Source organism: Betaproteobacteria bacterium, from assembly GCA_016720925.1.
Taxonomy (GTDB): domain Bacteria; phylum Pseudomonadota; class Gammaproteobacteria; order Burkholderiales; family Usitatibacteraceae; genus UKL13-2.
On sequence record JADKJR010000036.1, the window covers coordinates 23,047 to 38,932 of the forward strand.

Genomic DNA, 15,886 nt, shown 5'->3' on the forward strand with positions numbered 1-15,886 from the left:
CCCTTCGCGGGGGTGTTCGACAATTTGCGAACACTTTAAACACACCGCGACCATGAAAACCACCGACAAAAATCTTGAAGACAAAGTTGAGGCACTGGATTCCCTGCTCGCCGACCCGCGGCCCGATGACTGTAACTGGTTCGACCAGTTGCTGGTCGCACTTGAGGAAGTCGCGGAGTATTCGCTAAATCCCGGTGTTCCTGTCAGGGCATTGTCGCGGACCTTGCGCGCGCTCCCGCAAACCAGCTTTTGATACGCCTTTCCAGCACGCTATCGCAGGGTTGCACGCGCGGCAAGTGACGGGCGCTTGCTGACTGATGGACAGGTCAACAGAGCACAAAAGAACGTATAACGCCATTTTACGGGGATTGCAGGCCAAAAAAGCTCGGAGAGCCGCGCCAGTGCTGGTGTTTTAGATCCGGATCAGGTTGCTTACGCATGCGGTGCGTGCAGGCCGACGAAGGGATCCCCCCTACGGCATGACCCATCCCGACCGTGCTTTCACCGCGGAAATATCCACGGGGCTGATCGTGCCGGTTGCATTCAAATCTAATCGGAAATTCGTGGCCGTAGTCGGCTGTCCAAGATTTGCCTTGATCGCACTGATGTCGGCCGCATTGACTGAACCCGTGCTATTCACGTCGCCCACCAGGAAGCCCATCGATACCGGCGGCGCACTGGTGCCGCCGTTGACACCGGTAAGCAATACCGTGACGCGCTGGTTGTCGGGCACGCCGGTCAGCGTGATCGCGACTTCGGTGGTGACGCCTGAGAGCGAGGCGGTGGCCACACCGACGGGCGAAGCATTCGGGCCAATCACGGTTGCGCTGCCGTGGTCCGAAATGGTGGTATCGAACTCGAACACGATTTGATGTCCGACGCTGCCGATACGCGGTTCCACGGTGACCGCTTCATGGATCAACCTGCTCTTGTCGATGTCCAGGTTGAATGGCCCCACGTTGCCGTGCGTCTTGCGCGACACCACCTTGATCAACGCCGGTGGCGCCTGCGTCGTGACACTGAACGTTGCCGACACGCCGCCGATGGTGAGTACGGCGCTGGTTTGCGTGGAGTAGCTTGCCGAGGCCGTCTGCCGGACGCGCACCTGATCATTGGCATTCACGCTCGCGGGAAGCGTGGGCGAATACGCGGACCAATTCGCGCCGCCATCAGTGGAGACCGCGTACTCGCCACCGGTGATCGAGATTGATGTCGCGTTGCTGATTCCTTTAACTGTGATGGCGTTTGATGCCACGACCGAGCCCACGGCCACGCCGGTCTGCGCGATGAATGTGAACGGGTCTGGCACCAGTCCTGAGGCGGACGCAATCTCGGCGGCCAAAAGTGGCCGATCATACAGCCGGATTTCGTCCAGCAAGCCACCGAACAGCTGGCCGCCGCAACTGGGTTCGCCGCCGAAACGCAGCGAAACAGGCGCCGGGTCGACTGCCATTGCATGACTCGTCACCGGCAGGCCGTTGATGTACATCGTGGCATCGGTTCCGTCAAAGCTGATGGCGATGAAAGTCCAGACGTTGAGCGGCAACTTGTCCGCGGTGGTGACGACACCGCTGCTGAAGCCACCGGTGCTGGAGAAGGCGAACCAATCACCTTCTTCATACCATTGCAGTTGATAGTGCGCCTGCGCACCGCAACCGGCGCGCTTGGCGAAAATGATCTGCGATGTATTGGTGCTGGTGCGCTTGACCCACAGCGAAATGCTCATCGGCTGGCTGGGATTGAAATTGATACTGTCGCTATTGGGCACATCGACATAATCATCCACCGCGTCGAAGCTGAAGGCTTGTCCGACCAATCCGGCCGCATAGGTTGCGCCATTTATCGCCGTGCCATGATTGCTGCCGATGCTGTCCAGGGCGTTGCCCTCGCCACGCCACATGGAAATCAGGCCAGTCGATGCCTGCACCGCGGAACTGGTCAATACGTTGCCGTAGTCAACATTGGGGCTGACACCATTGACGGCATTCAACGTTGGCCCGGCGGGCGTGCCCCACCAGTTGTAACGTGCGTTCAGCATACTCGGCGTGATTGCGTTCACGACCGCCAGCGTCGTATTGCCGAGGAAATCGTTGCCCAGGCCCGGCGCGCCGCCGACGATGGGGTTCGATCCGCTATCGGCGTAGACACCGTATGGGTTGTTGGAGATGGTGTTGCGGGTGATGGTAGGCGTCGCATTACCCGCCGCCAGATAGATTCCGTAGGCCGCGTTGGCATGGATGGTATTGCCGGTGATGTTCGCGCTGCTGTTGTATATCTGAATGCCGGGACCCAGATTGTTCTGGATGATGTTGCCGGTGAACAAAGTATTGCCGGTGGTGTTGTCGAAGAGGATGCCGTTGACGTTGTGGTCCTGGATCATGTTGTCGCGCACGGTGACGTTGCCGGTGGCACCGTTGATCCAGATGCCCTTTGTAGCACTGGTTTCCAATAGCGAGTTGGTGATGTTGCAAGTTCCCGAACCGGTCTTGAAAATCGATCCCATTCCTGTCCATTGTGCCGAGCCATTCAGGTATGCGCCCGCGTACCGGATGACGGCATGATCGATAAACGCGTTGCCTCCATCTGTCAGATACAAGGTGACCCAGTTGCCTTTGGCCGGCAGCGTCGCGCTGCCATCGCGGTTCGAATCCCCGCCGACCGAATCATCGGCAAGGCTGGTGAAATAGACGGGCTGCGCGGCCGTTCCCGTCACATTCAATGTGCCGTAGACGTAGATGTACCCGCTGAGCTTGATGACGCGGCCCGCCGGAATGGTCAGCGTGACGCCGGCATCGACATTGATCAGGGCAACTGTGTAGGTGCGGTTATTCGCCCAACTCATTGAGTGCGATACGCTGCCCCCGGCAACGAAAATCGGCCCGGAAAAGACATTGTCGTCGTCAACAGTCATCTGCGAACTGTTGGCGTCAACGCCGATCGGTCCTGCTGTGTTGCCGTCAAGCACATTGGCGGATACCGCCGCCGGTGTCGCAAGACCGTGGACATACATAGTCCGTAACTGGTGTTTGCGCTCACGGTGTTGCCGGTGATTGACGGGCTGCTGTTGTAGACCTGGATACCGGATTCGGTGTTGTTCCGGATAGCGTTCCCGGAGAAAGACATCGTCGCGCTTGATCCTTCGACGACGATGCCGTTCACGGCATGCCCGCGGATAATCGAGTTGGCAATCGTCACGCTTCCGGTCGCGTTACTGATCCAGACGCCCTTGGTTGCGCTCGTTTCCACCGTGCAGTTGTTGATGCTGAGTGGTCCCGAGCCGCTTTTGTAGATCGAGCCCATGCCATTCCAGATCGCGGAGCCCGTGAAATACGCGCCCGCGTAGCGGATCACGGCGTGGTCCAGCGCGGCGCTACCGCCATCATTGACAAGGATCCCCACCCATTGCCCTGCCGCCGGGGTCGTGGCGCTGCCATCGCCATTGGAATCGCCGCCGACGCTATCGTCGCGTATGGTTGTAAAAGTGATTGGCGAGCCCTCGGTACCCACGGCGTTCAACGATCCGCTGACCGACAGATACGTGGCGTACGTGTAGCTGTCAGCAAACTTTACGACGGTGCCGGGTTCGATGGTCAGGGTGGCACCCGAGGCGACGCCAAAGTCGCCGGTGATCGCGTAGGGACGATGGTTCGCCCATGTCAGTGACCGCGTGATGGAGCCGCTGGCGACCTTGATCGGCCCGGCGAAAACATTGTCATCCGCCACGGGCGTGTCGGAACTATTCGGCATCACGATGAGGGCGCCAGCGGTATTACCGCTGAGGGTATTGCCGGTGATGTTTGGGCGGCCGCTGTTTACGAGAATGCCGGCACCGGTGTTGTCAACGATCGTGTTACCCGCCAGCGCGATGTTCGCCGCCGGGCTTTCGACCAAAATGCCGTTAGTGGCGTGATTGCGGATGGTGGAATTGGCGATGGTTACGTTCCCGGTCGCATCACTGATCCAGATTCCTCGGGTGGAGCTCGCTTCCAGGATGGAGTTGCTGACGGTGAGTGTGCCCGCGCCCGTCTTGTGGATCGCGCCCATGCCGGTGTATTGTGCCGAGCCGGTCAAGTATGCCCCCGCGTAGCGAATCGTTGCGTGATCCAGCGTGACGTTACCGCCGTCTTGGATGACGATGCCGACCCATAGTCCTGCGGCAGGTGTGGTGGCGCTGCCATCGCCATTGGAGTCGCCACCGACGCTATCGTCCCGCACGGTGGTGAAGGTGATGGGCGAGCCGCTGGTTCCTTGAGCGTTGAGCGTGCCGTTGACGAGGAAATAAGTGGCATAAACATAGTTGTCTGCGAACTTCACCACCGTGCCGGGCTCGATGGTCAGCGTGGCGCCCGCCGCGACACTGAAGTCGCCCACGACATGGTAAGGGCTCGCGTCAACTGTCCAGATCGTGTTGGTGGAAATTGTTCCGCTCACGGGGTAAATGCCGCGGCAGCGTATACCCACAACAGACAGACGCCGAAGACGCCGCAGCGCAGTGCTGCGGACATTCGTGCAAAGTGTCGCTTCATAAAACGACCTTTCACCTGATCAGATCAAACCGGTGCCGGCCGACGTCACCCGTTACGGCTCCTCCGCCGTTGAAATGGTTTTTGTAATGTCGAGCTTAGGCTGATGGCCGGAGGAAACGTTGACAAAAATCAGATGAGGTGTCGATTGGTGGCCGTTCAATCGCGTATCCTGCGAATTGCTCAAGCGCTGCAGTAAACAAGTTATCGCGGATCGCCAGCTGACGCGCATTTCGAGACCAAAGCACCCGGAACGCCTCGCCAGTGCTAGAGTTTGCCCAACTTATCTCGCATGATTGAATTGAGAAGGCAGCCCCTCCATGACCGACCGCAAAATGTCCGAACTCGAAACCCCGGCATTGCTGCTTGAACAGGGCCGCATGAAGAACAACATCGCGCGTATGCGCGAGCGAATCACCCGCCTGAAGGTTGGTTTTCGCCCGCATGTCAAAACCGCGAAATGCCTTGAAGTCGCGCTCGCAATGTCGGGGGGTACGCCGGGGCCGATCACGGTATCCACGTTGCACGAAGCGGACTATTTCGCCGATCGCGGCTTCACCGATATTCTCTATGCCGTCGGCATTACGCCAAACAAAATGGGCCATGTGGCGGCGCTATTGAAACGTGGCGCAAAACTGACAGTCATTCTCGACAGCATTGAGGCTGCCGTGGCGCTGGCGCAGGCGGCCGCCGCCCTGCCGATGCCGCTCAGCGTATTGATTGAAATTGATTGCGATGGACATCGCGCAGGCATATTGCCGGAGAGTCCCGATTTGCTGGCGGTGGCACAAATGCTGGCGGCGGGCGGCGTTACCGTCGCCGGCGTGATGACCCACGCCGGCGGCTCGTACGATTGCCGAGGCGATACCGCGCTACGAGCCATGGCCGAACAGGAACGTGCGCGCACGCTGCGCGCCGCCGAGCGATTGCGGCAGGCAGGCCACGCCGCCCCCGTGGTCAGCGTCGGCTCGACCCCCACCGCCCTGTTTGCGCAGGACCTCACCGGCGTGACCGAAGTGCGCGCGGGGGTGTTCGTGTTTTTCGATCTGGTGATGGCGGGACTCGGTGTGTGCCGAGTCGATGACATCGCGCTATCGGTCCTCTCCACCGTGATTGGCCATCAACGCGAGAAAGGCTGGACGATTGTCGATGCCGGCTGGATGGCCATGTCGCGTGACCGCGGCACCGCCGCGCAGACGGTCGATCAGGGCTTCGGCCTGGTGTGCGATGTAAACGGCAAGGCGATGCCCGATTACATCATGGTCTCGGCCAATCAGGAGCATGGCATCATCGCGCATCGTCACGGCACCAATGGAACAGCGCTTGATCTGCCATTGGGGGCGCTGCTGCGGATTCTACCCAATCACGCCTGCGCAACAGCTGCGCAGCACGCGCGCTATCACGTGGTCGACGGCACGCCAGCAGTGACAGCGGTGTGGGAGCGGATCAGCGGGTGGTAGGCGTGGGAAGCGTAGAGGGTTTCTACATTGTCGCAATTGCTTCGGGCGGTTTCACCCGCTGACGCGCCGCGTAAACCGCAACAGCGACGACCGCCATGCTCCAGACGATAACCGCGCCCGACGGCAGGTCAAACAGTGAAGACAGCACCAATCCCGACGCATAACCGGCGGCCGACGTCGCATAGGCGGCGATGAGCCTTCGCGACAGGAATTTGCGTGTTGCCAGTGCAGGAATGATGAGCCCGGCAAACACCAGATAGACGCCGACCAGTTGCACGGAAATCGTCACCGTGCACGCAAACAACACGTAGAATCCGGCGCGCCCCAGGCGATCCCCTGAAACCAAACCACAGCGCCAGGATGACGGCATAAGCCAGCAACACCGGCAGCAGCGAATTCAGGTTGACCCAGAGAATCTGCCCGACCAGCAGATCCTTGAGGTGTTCGCCGCCGTGGGGATTACCCGCGAGCAGCAGCAGCGCGGCACTCGCCGCCAGCACGAACGACACGCCGATCGTCGCCTCCTGCACGTCCGGCCAGCGCTTTTCGGCCCAGGTAAGTACGATGGCGCCGATAACGGCTGCGGACATGGCCACTCCCTGCGCCGCCCAGCCCTGCGGTTCCCAGCCGAACATATCCGCCAGCATGATGCCGAGGCCGGCGATTTGCGCGATCGCCAGGTCGATGAAAACTATCCCGCGCTGTAGCACCTGAATGCCCAGCGGCACATGGGTGGCGGTGACCAGTAATCCAGCCAGAAAGGCCGGAATCAGGATGCTGAATTCGAGCGCCGAGAGATTCATTTCAATGCGGCCAGCAGGCGTTGAATGGAATCGTCAAACAGCCAGAACAAATCCTTGGCCTGTTCGTTTCCACCCACCGTATACGGCAGCGTCACCGTGGGAAGCTTTGCCCGCTCGGATAACCATGTGGCCGCCTTGGGGTCGGAATAGGCAGAACGCAGGATCATCTTCGCTGGTTCGCGTTGCAGTTTAGCGAGCATTTCGGACAAATGGCCGGTGGTTGGCGGGACGCCGGGCTTCGGTTCCAGACTGGCGATATCGCGCATGCCCAGCCAACGCAGCAGGTAAGACAGATCCTTGTGATAGACGACAACGGCAACGCCCTTGAGCGGCGCCACCTGTGCTTCCCATTTCTGCATGGACTCGCGCCATTTTTTCTGGAACGCCGTTGCGCGGGATTTGTAGGTTTCAGCGTTGGCGGCATCGAGTTGCATGAGGCGCGCGGTAATGGCCTCGCCCACCTTGGCGATGTTCTGCGGGTCGAGATGGATATGCGGATTGCCGGCGGGATGCACATCACCTTGCGAGCGATCCAGCAATTGCGGCACTTCCATTTTGTTCACCGAGGCCGCGGCTTCCAGATAGCCCGGTTGCCCCGGTTGAATTTGCCGGTTGCCCGATTGTGATAACAGTAGCGGCAGCCAGCCGATTTCCAGCTCCGCGCCGGTGCAGACCAGCAGGTCGGCATTGCGCGCGCGGGCGATGAGACTGGGGCGCGCCTCGACGTGATGCACATCCTGCAATGCGGTGGTGGCTGAAGTGACTTTGACTTTGTCGCCGCCCAACTCCAGTGCGAGTGCGGCCCACTCGGGTTCACAGGTGAATACATTCAGCGTCGCGGCCGCCGGTAGCGCGGTTGCACTCAGCATTGCGGCAAATACTGCAGGAAACATATTTCGAAAATTGATGTTCATGAGCGGGCCCTAGAATTTGTGCGCGCCGTGGGCGCCAAGACTGAAGATGTATTGCAGAACGATCTGGTTGTCGGTCACGTTCTGCCGCGATTTGTCCTGCCCGAATTGCAGACGGAAGCGCGTGAATTCGCTGGGGTTGTAATCGAACATCAGGCTCACGCGCGACGGGTTGTATTCCGTGCGCTGGAAATTGCCAAGGTTGGCGGTACCGATATTGACCGTGCCGCGATCGAGCTTGTCAAAGCGCAATCCGACGCGCCATTGCGGCATGAACTGATACACGCCCTGCAAATACCAGCCGGCTTGGGACGTTCCATAACTGCTCGCGATGTTGGACGCCGCCAGGCCGTCAATGCCGGCGAAATCGTAAGTCAGCGCGCCGCTTTCGCGACGATGAAAATATTCCCCCTGCAACTTGAAACTGCTGCGTGTGGCGTTGCCATCGGGAGCGTACTTGTAGACGAAATCCGCGCCAACGATTGTCGTCTTGCCGGTGAACGCATTGGTGACATTCGTGCCCGCCGGATCGATGTCATTGACCGTCGCATCGCGCGGCGACGTACGCAGTGTCGAAAGCCCAAGGCGGTACGATTGGCTATCGCCGATATCACCGCCCAGGTGCGCGAACAAGGTGCCTGAGCCGCCACCGTTCTTGTTGCGATTGCTGCCCGGTCGATCCTTGCCGCGGCCGATCTCGGCGCCGAACTCAAGTAGGCTGTCGGTGGGCGCCAGCCATTTCAGTTGGAGCCCATCGTCGGCGTAATTTTCGCCGCTCAAGAAAGCACGGTAGACCAGCGGGGCATCGACGAAATCCCAGGCGTGGCTGTGAATCTCGTTCTGGTAACCGAGCGCTGAAAAAAACCTGCCGCCCTTTAGGCTCAAGCCCTTGCCAAGGCCGATGGTTTCGAAATATGCCTCCTCCACACCGACGGCGTTGGCTTCATCGAATGAGAGCAGCAATTTGCCGCGAAAATCGGGATCGATATTGGCCGCGATCGCGAGTTCCGATTCACGCAGGCTCAAGCCGCGCGTACCCGGCGAAAGACCGTTGTTGGCCGGCACGAAGCCACTAAGCGCGTAGTGATCCGGATCTTTGGAAAAATTTCCATATGCGCCATTGAGCACCACCGAAATCGCCGGATTGAATGCCCCTTCACCGGCGGCGCGACCGGACGCCGGTGCAACGGGCTCCACACGGGACGCTATCGGCGTTGGCTTGCTGGCCGCCGCTTCGAGTCCCTGTAGCCGCTGCTCCAGTGCCTTGATTTGTGCTTCGTACCCTTCCTTCAACTGCTTGATCTGTGCGCGAACTTCATCAAGCGCGGTATCGCTGGCCGCCTGCGCAGCCGTCGATATTCCCAGCGCCGTGGTGAACAATGTCGCAACGAATCCGAATTTCAAAACCATGAAAACCTCCTTTGAAGCCATACAACGAGTGCGTAGCGCTGGACGACATTGGTCCACGCGTTACGCGGCGTGATGTCAAATCAAAGGAAGGCGGGAGGTGCCCGGGCAGAATAGACCGGGTGGGTGAGGGCGGGAAAAAAAGATTGTGCGACGGACGCAACGACGATGAATGGCGCGGGCACCTGAAGCGCGGAATGCGCAGTGATCGGCCCCGTACCGCTGACCTCGGCATAGACGACACACTTATCGCAGCTCTTGCCATGCGGCAGGTGTTTTTGCGACCCCGTGGAATGCTCGCCGGCGAGGTGCGAAAGTTCATGGAACGCCGCGCCTTGTTGCAGGCCGAGCAGGCACAGCACCGCCACAAAGGCGATGACCGTGAAACGAAGGCGGCGTAGCATGTGCAGGGTTGTTTTCAAGAGAAGCAGAATATACAAGATTTTGGGTCTGCCGTCGGGGAAAGGCGGATTGTCACCGCGCCGCGTCATAATGGCGGGTCTGCCTTTCCAATCTTCCAGAGGTTGCTCGCCATGTCATCACCCCGTCCCATTCTCGACGAAGCCCACATCCATCCCGCGATCCGCGAAAAGATCGCCACCTTGCACGTCGATATCATCGATGAAGTCCGCGCCGCGATTGCCGCGAACCCGGTGGTGGTGGTCGGCATGGCGCAAAATCCCATGCCGAAGAAAGCGCGCAAGGCACTCGCTGCTGCCGGCATCGCCCACAAGTATCTGGAATACGGCAGCTACCTCAATACCTGGCGGCGGCGCAACGCGCTCAAGATGTGGACCGGTTGGCCGACTTTTCCAATGGTGTTCGTCAAAGGAACGCTGGTTGGCGGAGCGGATGATGTCGCGCGATTGAATGCGGGCGGTGAAATGAAGAAGATGATTCAGATGATTGGGTAGCGCGGCGCGAACTTGGATTCCCGCCTTCGCGGGAATGACGGGTTTTACCGTTGATGCGGCGATCAAACATGTTCCATCGCCGTTGCAATTGAAGCGCGACAAATAAGCGCAGATCGCCATTTGGCGAGGCGTATGGAGCCAAAATGGCTGGAAACCCGCGCCAGATATAGAGTGTTGCAACACTACCTTGGGCTTGTCGTCGCGCAATTACTACCTGCTAAGTTACGAAGATGCGGCGCGCCAGCAGGCGATGGTCTGCTCCCTAAATCACCTTGGAGTACTTCGCCGTCGCCGTCGCCTCGCGCAGATATTTGTCAAACTGCATCGCAACCGTCCGCACCAGTAGTCGCCCGCGCGGCGTAACCTTTACCGATTTTTCGTCCAGCTCCACCAAGCCATCCGCGGCGAGGGGCTTCAATGCGGCGAGATCGGGCGCGAAATAATCCTCGAAGCGGATGCCGTATTCGCTGCTGGCGGCGGCGAAATCCAGTTCGAAATTGCACATCAGTTTCTGGATCACGTCGCGGCGCATCAGGTCATCGGCATCCAGTTTCACGCCGCGCATCACCGGCAAGTGGCCGGCGTCGAGGTGCTTGTAATATTCGTCCAGCGTTTTGACGTTGGCAACGTATGAGGGACCGACCTTGCCGATGGCCGATACGCCGAATGCCAGCATGTCGCAATCCGGCTTGGTGGAATAGCCCTGGAAGTTGCGGTGCAGTTTCCGCTCGGCTTGCGCGACCGCGAGTTCGTCGCTGGGCTTCGCGAAGTGATCCATGCCGATGTAAATGTAGCCGGCCGCACCGAGCTTTTCGATGGCGAGCGCCAGAATGGCGAGCTTTGTTTCCGCCGTCGGCAGCGTATCGATATCGATGCTGCGCTGCGGCTTGAACAGGTGCGGCACATGCGCGTAGCTGTAAAGCGCGATGCGGTCCGGCGACGCGGCGATGACTTTGTCCAGCGTTTGCGTGAAGCCGGCGACGGTCTGCTTCGGCAGGCCGTAAATCAAGTCGGCATTCACCGAGACAAATCCATTGGCTCGCGCGGCGTCAATGACTGTCATGGTCTCCGCTTCGGACTGGATGCGATTGACCGCTTTCTGCACCTCCGGGTCGAAATCCTGGATGCCCACCGAAATGCGGTTGAAGCCAAGGCTGCCGAGGAACGCGATGGTCTCCGCACTCACTTTGCGCGGATCCACTTCAATCGAGATTTCGGCGTCAGGTGAAAATGTGAACGCGGCCCGCAGCATGCCCATGAGCTTGGTCATTTCCTCCTGCGAGAGGAACGTCGGCGTGCCGCCCCCGAGGTGCAATTGTTCGACTGCGTGGCCGGCGGCGTCGCCATTGATCTGCTTCCTGACCATGGCGATTTCGCGGCCGACATAATCGATGTACTTCTGCGACCGGCTGCGATCCTTGGTGATAATCTTGTTGCACGCGCAGTAGTGGCAGATCGTGTTGCAAAACGGAATATGCACGTAGAGCGATACCGGCTTTGGCTTCGCCGTGTGCTCGTGAAAGCGGGTCTGCAGGGCGCTTACGTATTGCTCGGCGGTGATGCCGGGGTGAAAGCGGTCCGCGGTGGGGTAGGAGGTGTAGCGGGGCCCAGATGCGTTGTATTTATTTATCAGGGCGGTATCGAGAACCAGGTTGTTGATGGAATTACGACTTGAGGCAGCTCCTGCAAGGGCCGATGTGGACATGTTGACTCCAAACGTTAGCGGTCATACTCCCGCGATTGTTCTGACATCTTAGGGTAACAACGGTTCGCGTATTTGAGGTAGATCAAACTTTAATGCATTGTCCGGCGTTTCCCGGATCGATCGGGCAGGTTGCGCAGGCAGGTTTGCCGCCAGTATGAATGTCACATAGAATCACGTCATTCTCAGGCAAAAGCCTGTCTGGGTACTGATAATTTTGCGAAATGCGCCGGGTGCGACAGGTGCCCAAGTGCCCAGGTGCCAATCGCGGAACTGCCAAACCAACACACGGGTTTCTTCCCCCACGAATTGCAATCATGCAGCCTACGCCAGTGTCATCCGCCGGACCATATCAGGCGATTCTTGATGAATCGCAGCTGCCTGCCGACCCGGCCGCGCATCGATTGCGGGAGCGCTACATCGCCGCGCGATTTCTTCAATTTCCCCAGCCGACGCATGCACTCAGAAATACCTCCAGCGTGATGCTTTGTGCGCGGCAACTGCTCGACGATGACCATCCGCGCCTCGCGGCGGAATTGCTGCAATTGGCGCTGGAAGAAGATCGTTCGCAGCGGCCGTTGTGGTTGTGCCTGATTGAGCTGGCCTACCTGGACAATGATCCGGCTGTGTTTGGCGAGTTGAGCGACGCATTCAGGCGACGCTTTCCCGATGCCGAAGCGTTGCCGGTTATCGATGCGATGGGCAACAAATTGCTTCCGAAGGACCCGCGGTTCGCCCATGCGGTGAACGCGGTCATTCTGCCTGACTGGAGTAACCCGGAATCGGAAATGCGTGATGAACTGCGGCAGCGAAAGTTTCATGCGGCGCTGGTTGATGCAATGACGTTTCACCAGTCGCGTACCGCATCCTGAGAGATTGACATGGCCAACATTTCCCCCGGCGGCGCCCAGCCCGGACTTCAAGTCACCCGCAACCACTCGGGAATGGCGGACAAGCATTCCGCGCTCGAGCAAGCCATGGATAAGCGCAACGTCGTCGATTCCATGCAGGCGATTTCAAAGGCGCTGCGCGAGTTCGAGGATTTTTCCAAAAACGATCGTGAGCGGTTCCTTCAGGGCGGCCTGACGCAAACAAGCGGCGACCAGGCAGTATGCGAATGGGTTGCCGCACGCTATGACCATCTTGCGCGCATGGCCCGCGAGGTAGTGCCTTATGAGCAGGCCGTTGACGCGCAGGAGCGGGCCCGTATGGCGCCCGCCTGGGCGCTGGCGATCATGCTGGCCGGGCACACATGCAAGTGGCGCAAGATTGCCGGTTTGCGTAGCGAACTCTCGGCGCGCGGCAGGCTTCACAAGCTGTTTGTGAGTGCCATCGATGCGCACGTCGATGATTGCATCCTCGATGTCATGGTCGATCGGCGCAGCATCGAGACGACGGTCGAAGCGTTGTACGTGCGCGCCCTGTTGCTGGAACGATTTGCGAGCGGCAATCTGCCCCCCCGGCGCCTGGAAATACTAGATAGCTGGCTGCTTGAGTGGATGGGCGCGTTATGGCTGAGCCGTGAGCCGATTGCGGATGGTCCGTCGCTTGCGGTCGATACCCGCAACGCGAGTCTGGGCCTGACGCGGTTTGTGCCAGGTGCACGCGCGGATTTTTTCCTTGGATTAAGGCCCTTGCAGCGGCAGCTGGCGCGCGCCGCGCAGGAATTTCATCGAGGCGTTATTTTTCCGGGATGGGGCATCGGCCTGGCTTTCCGCATGGAAGACCATGTCGCGGTGATCTCGTTTCTGGAGCGTGAATTCACGATCATCGAAAGCGCGGGCGCGCAGAAGAGCAAGCGTTTTTCCATCGGACGCAATTCGGTCGTTACGGCCTTCTTTGGTTTCAATGACATCTATGCGCGAGGACTTCAGCGCCAATCCACGCTCGCGTCGGCCAATGTAACCGAGAAGGGTGGCGTGAACGCGCCGGGAGATGTCTTGTCCTCGGCCGCGGCGCGCCGGGCAGCGCTGAGCGAAACCGGAAGCTATGTTGCGGTTCGCGTCGGTAGCCAACCCATTCACCTTCTGGATATCAGCGAGTCGGGACTTGGGCTGGAAATGAGCACGGAGGATGCCGCTTTCGTCGAGGTGGATGAATTAGTCGCGGTGCGAATTGAGGAAGGCAAACCCTGCGTGCTCGGTGTCGTGGCGCGAAAGACCAGCGCACACCATCAGCATGTCACCACGGTGGGCATCAAGGTTTTGTCAAAAGTGCCGTTGCGCGCGACGCTGGAAATGGTCAATGATCGCCTTGCGAGGCAATCCGCAAAGGGCATTTTTGTAACAGGCAAAGCCGATCACGGATTTGGCGATTCGATTATCGTTGCCGACGCGATTTACAAAGCCAACACAACACTGAGCGTGATGGTTGCATCCGGCGTGTTTCATCTGCGTCTCGGCCGCGTGCGCTTGCAGGGCCCGGGCTGGAAGATGGCCGCGGTGGAAGTCAGGGTCGCGCACTGATCGGCTCGCCCATGCTGCCCTGCCGGGCTGTCAATCGAGGGAGCGGTGGGAATTCTCACGGAGTGGATCAGAGCGGCGGTGCCAATCGTTTTTCGAATGAAAGAGCAAGCGCGTTTGTTGTGTATGCTCGCGGCATGGCCGATCTACTGGCGCGAAGTGTCCCCTGACAGGAAAAGAACAAGTGACCCCTCAATCGCTTCGTCAGAAACTGATCCGCACCACGTCAATCAAGGGGCACGAAAGCGATTCGTTCCCGTTGGACGACACCCTTCATCGCACGCTGGGCGTATTTTCGTTGACCATGCTCGGCGTCGGCGGAACCATCGGCACGGGGATTTTCTTCACCCTGGCCGAGGCGGTGCCCAAGGCCGGGCCGGCGGTGATTCTTTCATTCATCATGGCGGCATTCACGGCGGGCCTCACGGCGCTGTGCTATGCCGAGCTCGCGTCGCGCATACCTGCATCGGGATCGTCGTACTCATACGTGTACGCGACCGTGGGCGAATTCCTGGCGTACGTTGCCGGGGCGTGTTTGATACTCGAGTTTGGTTTGTCCGCGAGCGCCACGGCGATTGGCTGGTCGGCATACCTGAACAACTTTGTTGAGAACGCGTTTGGCTGGCACATTCCCCAGGCGATGCGCTCGCCGATGATTGTCCTGGGGGCGAATGGCACGGAATTCCATCCTGGGCAGATTAACCTGCCGCCGATCCTGCTGATATTTCTCTGTGGGGTGTTGTTGTTGCGTGGCGTGCGCGAATCCACCACCGTGAATACGGTCATGGTTTTGATCAAGATCGCGATCCTGATTTTCTTTGTGGTGGTGGCGTTGTCCGGGTTCAACGCGGATAACTTCACACCATTTTTTAATACTGATACAAGCAAGGGCCACGCGGGCATGACCGGCGTGACCGCCGCGGCGGCAACCGTGTTTTTCTCCTACATTGGCCTTGATACCGTGGCGACGGGTGGCGCGGAGGCCAGGAATGCGCGTCGCGATGTGCCGCTCGGCATCATGGCTGCCCTGGTGATCGTCACGGTTTGCTACATGCTGGTCGCGGTGACCGCGCTTGGTGCGCAGGCTGCCAGCAAGTTTGACGGTCAGGATGCCGGGCTCGCGGTTATTCTGCAAAATGTGACGGGCAAATTATGGCCGGCGATCGTACTTTCGGCCGGCGCGGTCATCTCGGTTTTCAGCGTTACGCTTGCCTCGCTATATGGCCAGACACGCATTCTGTTTGCAGTGAGCCGCGATGGTCTCATCGGCAGGGCGTTTGGCGAAGTGAATCGCAACACGAAGGCGCCGGCCAAGAGCACCGTCATTGTTTGCGGCGTCGCGGCGCTGATCGCGGGCACGGTGGATTCCGGATATCTGTGGGATATGGTGAGCATGGGTACTCTGGTGGCCTTCGGCATCGTATCAGCAGCGGTACCAGTCATTCGTCACAAGCATAGCGATGGGCGCGATGGGAAAGAAGGCTTTCGCGTTCCGTTCGGCCCGTACCTGATTCCGGGCCTCTCGATTCTTTCCTGCCTCTACATCATCAAGGATCTGTCCGTGACGACTTACACCGTGTTTGGCGTGTGGATGGTCTTCGCCCTGTGCGGCTATTTTCTGTACGGCATAAGGCACTCACGACTGAACCGTGCGAGCCGGTAGCGGCATGGCGAACCTTCCGGTGAAGAAATGCGCGGCGGCCG

12 protein-coding genes and 1 pseudogene are annotated in these 15,886 nt (G+C 59.4%); 6 read left to right on the forward strand and 7 right to left on the reverse strand.

From position 1 onward, the window contains the following. The first annotated feature begins 52 nt into the window (after positions 1 to 52). Entirely contained in the window at positions 53 to 253 is a 201-nt protein-coding gene (locus tag IPP88_22960) for a hypothetical protein (protein ID MBL0125399.1), read from the forward strand. Positions 254 to 472: 219 nt separating this feature from the next. Here IPP88_22960 and IPP88_22965 read toward each other — a convergent pair whose 3' ends face one another. After that, positions 473 to 3,010: a right-handed parallel beta-helix repeat-containing protein gene (locus IPP88_22965; protein MBL0125400.1), complete on the reverse strand. Its 2,538-nt coding sequence runs from the start codon at positions 3,008 to 3,010 to the stop codon at positions 473 to 475. After that, entirely contained in the window at positions 2,908 to 4,431 is a 1,524-nt protein-coding gene (locus IPP88_22970) for a right-handed parallel beta-helix repeat-containing protein (protein MBL0125401.1), read from the reverse strand. The genes IPP88_22965 and IPP88_22970 overlap by 103 nt, the downstream gene beginning before the upstream one ends. A gap of 412 nt (positions 4,432 to 4,843) precedes the next feature. On the opposite strand from IPP88_22970, the gene IPP88_22975 reads away from it, so the two are divergent. Beyond that, a complete protein-coding gene (locus IPP88_22975) occupies positions 4,844 to 5,983 on the forward strand; it encodes a DSD1 family PLP-dependent enzyme (protein MBL0125402.1) in 1,140 nt (379 codons plus the stop codon). Positions 5,984 to 6,005: 22 nt separating this feature from the next. Here IPP88_22975 and IPP88_22980 read toward each other — a convergent pair. From IPP88_22980 to IPP88_22995, 4 genes and pseudogenes are all read right to left on the reverse strand, one after another. After that, positions 6,006 to 6,786: pseudogene (locus tag IPP88_22980) on the reverse strand (metal ABC transporter permease). Further along, positions 6,783 to 7,700: a zinc ABC transporter substrate-binding protein gene (locus IPP88_22985; protein ID MBL0125403.1), complete on the reverse strand. Its 918-nt coding sequence runs from the start codon at positions 7,698 to 7,700 to the stop codon at positions 6,783 to 6,785. The pseudogene IPP88_22980 and the gene IPP88_22985 overlap by 4 nt, the downstream one beginning before the upstream one ends. Before the next feature lie 9 nt (positions 7,701 to 7,709). Beyond that, positions 7,710 to 9,101, reverse strand: a complete 1,392-nt coding sequence (locus tag IPP88_22990) for a DNA-binding protein (protein ID MBL0125404.1) — start codon at positions 9,099 to 9,101, stop codon at positions 7,710 to 7,712. An 86-nt stretch (positions 9,102 to 9,187) separates the two neighbouring features. After that, positions 9,188 to 9,508, reverse strand: a complete 321-nt coding sequence (locus IPP88_22995; GenBank protein MBL0125405.1) for a hypothetical protein — start codon at positions 9,506 to 9,508, stop codon at positions 9,188 to 9,190. A 129-nt stretch (positions 9,509 to 9,637) separates the two neighbouring features. Here IPP88_22995 and IPP88_23000 point away from each other — a divergent pair, with 129 nt between their 5' ends. Next, positions 9,638 to 10,018: a glutaredoxin gene (locus tag IPP88_23000; GenBank protein MBL0125406.1), complete on the forward strand. Its 381-nt coding sequence runs from the start codon at positions 9,638 to 9,640 to the stop codon at positions 10,016 to 10,018. 262 nt (positions 10,019 to 10,280) lie between these two features. Here the strand turns inward: IPP88_23000 and hemN are convergent, their stop codons facing one another. Continuing rightward, positions 10,281 to 11,723, reverse strand: coding sequence for an oxygen-independent coproporphyrinogen III oxidase (gene hemN, locus IPP88_23005; protein MBL0125407.1), 1,443 nt, complete (start codon positions 11,721 to 11,723; stop codon positions 10,281 to 10,283). Between the two features lie 314 nt (positions 11,724 to 12,037). Here hemN and IPP88_23010 point away from each other — a divergent pair, with 314 nt between their 5' ends. The 3 genes from IPP88_23010 (at position 12,038) to IPP88_23020 (ending at position 15,845) form a co-directional block, all read left to right on the forward strand. After that, on the forward strand, positions 12,038 to 12,592 hold the full coding sequence (locus tag IPP88_23010; GenBank protein MBL0125408.1) for a hypothetical protein: 555 nt from the start codon (positions 12,038 to 12,040) through the stop codon (positions 12,590 to 12,592). 9 nt (positions 12,593 to 12,601) lie between these two features. Beyond that, on the forward strand, positions 12,602 to 14,185 hold the full coding sequence (locus tag IPP88_23015) for a hypothetical protein (protein ID MBL0125409.1): 1,584 nt from the start codon (positions 12,602 to 12,604) through the stop codon (positions 14,183 to 14,185). A 181-nt stretch (positions 14,186 to 14,366) separates the two neighbouring features. Next, positions 14,367 to 15,845: an amino acid permease gene (locus IPP88_23020; protein ID MBL0125410.1), complete on the forward strand. Its 1,479-nt coding sequence runs from the start codon at positions 14,367 to 14,369 to the stop codon at positions 15,843 to 15,845. Positions 15,846 to 15,886: the final 41 nt, after the last annotated feature.

Excerpts from the sequence above, each read along its gene's own strand:
- IPP88_22960 (MBL0125399.1), top strand. The coding sequence starts at position 53 with ATGAAAACCACCGACAAAAATCTTGAAGACAAAGTTGAGGCACTGGAT.
- IPP88_22965 (MBL0125400.1), bottom strand. The coding sequence starts at position 3,010 with ATGTATGTCCACGGTCTTGCGACACCGGCGGCGGTATCCGCCAATGTG.
- IPP88_22975 (MBL0125402.1), top strand. The coding sequence starts at position 4,844 with ATGACCGACCGCAAAATGTCCGAACTCGAAACCCCGGCATTGCTGCTT.
- IPP88_22985 (MBL0125403.1), bottom strand. The coding sequence starts at position 7,700 with ATGAACATCAATTTTCGAAATATGTTTCCTGCAGTATTTGCCGCAATG.
- IPP88_22995 (MBL0125405.1), bottom strand. The coding sequence starts at position 9,508 with ATGCTACGCCGCCTTCGTTTCACGGTCATCGCCTTTGTGGCGGTGCTG.
- IPP88_23000 (MBL0125406.1), top strand. The coding sequence starts at position 9,638 with ATGTCATCACCCCGTCCCATTCTCGACGAAGCCCACATCCATCCCGCG.
- hemN (MBL0125407.1), bottom strand. The coding sequence starts at position 11,723 with ATGTCCACATCGGCCCTTGCAGGAGCTGCCTCAAGTCGTAATTCCATC.
- IPP88_23010 (MBL0125408.1), top strand. The coding sequence starts at position 12,038 with ATGCAGCCTACGCCAGTGTCATCCGCCGGACCATATCAGGCGATTCTT.
- IPP88_23015 (MBL0125409.1), top strand. The coding sequence starts at position 12,602 with ATGGCCAACATTTCCCCCGGCGGCGCCCAGCCCGGACTTCAAGTCACC.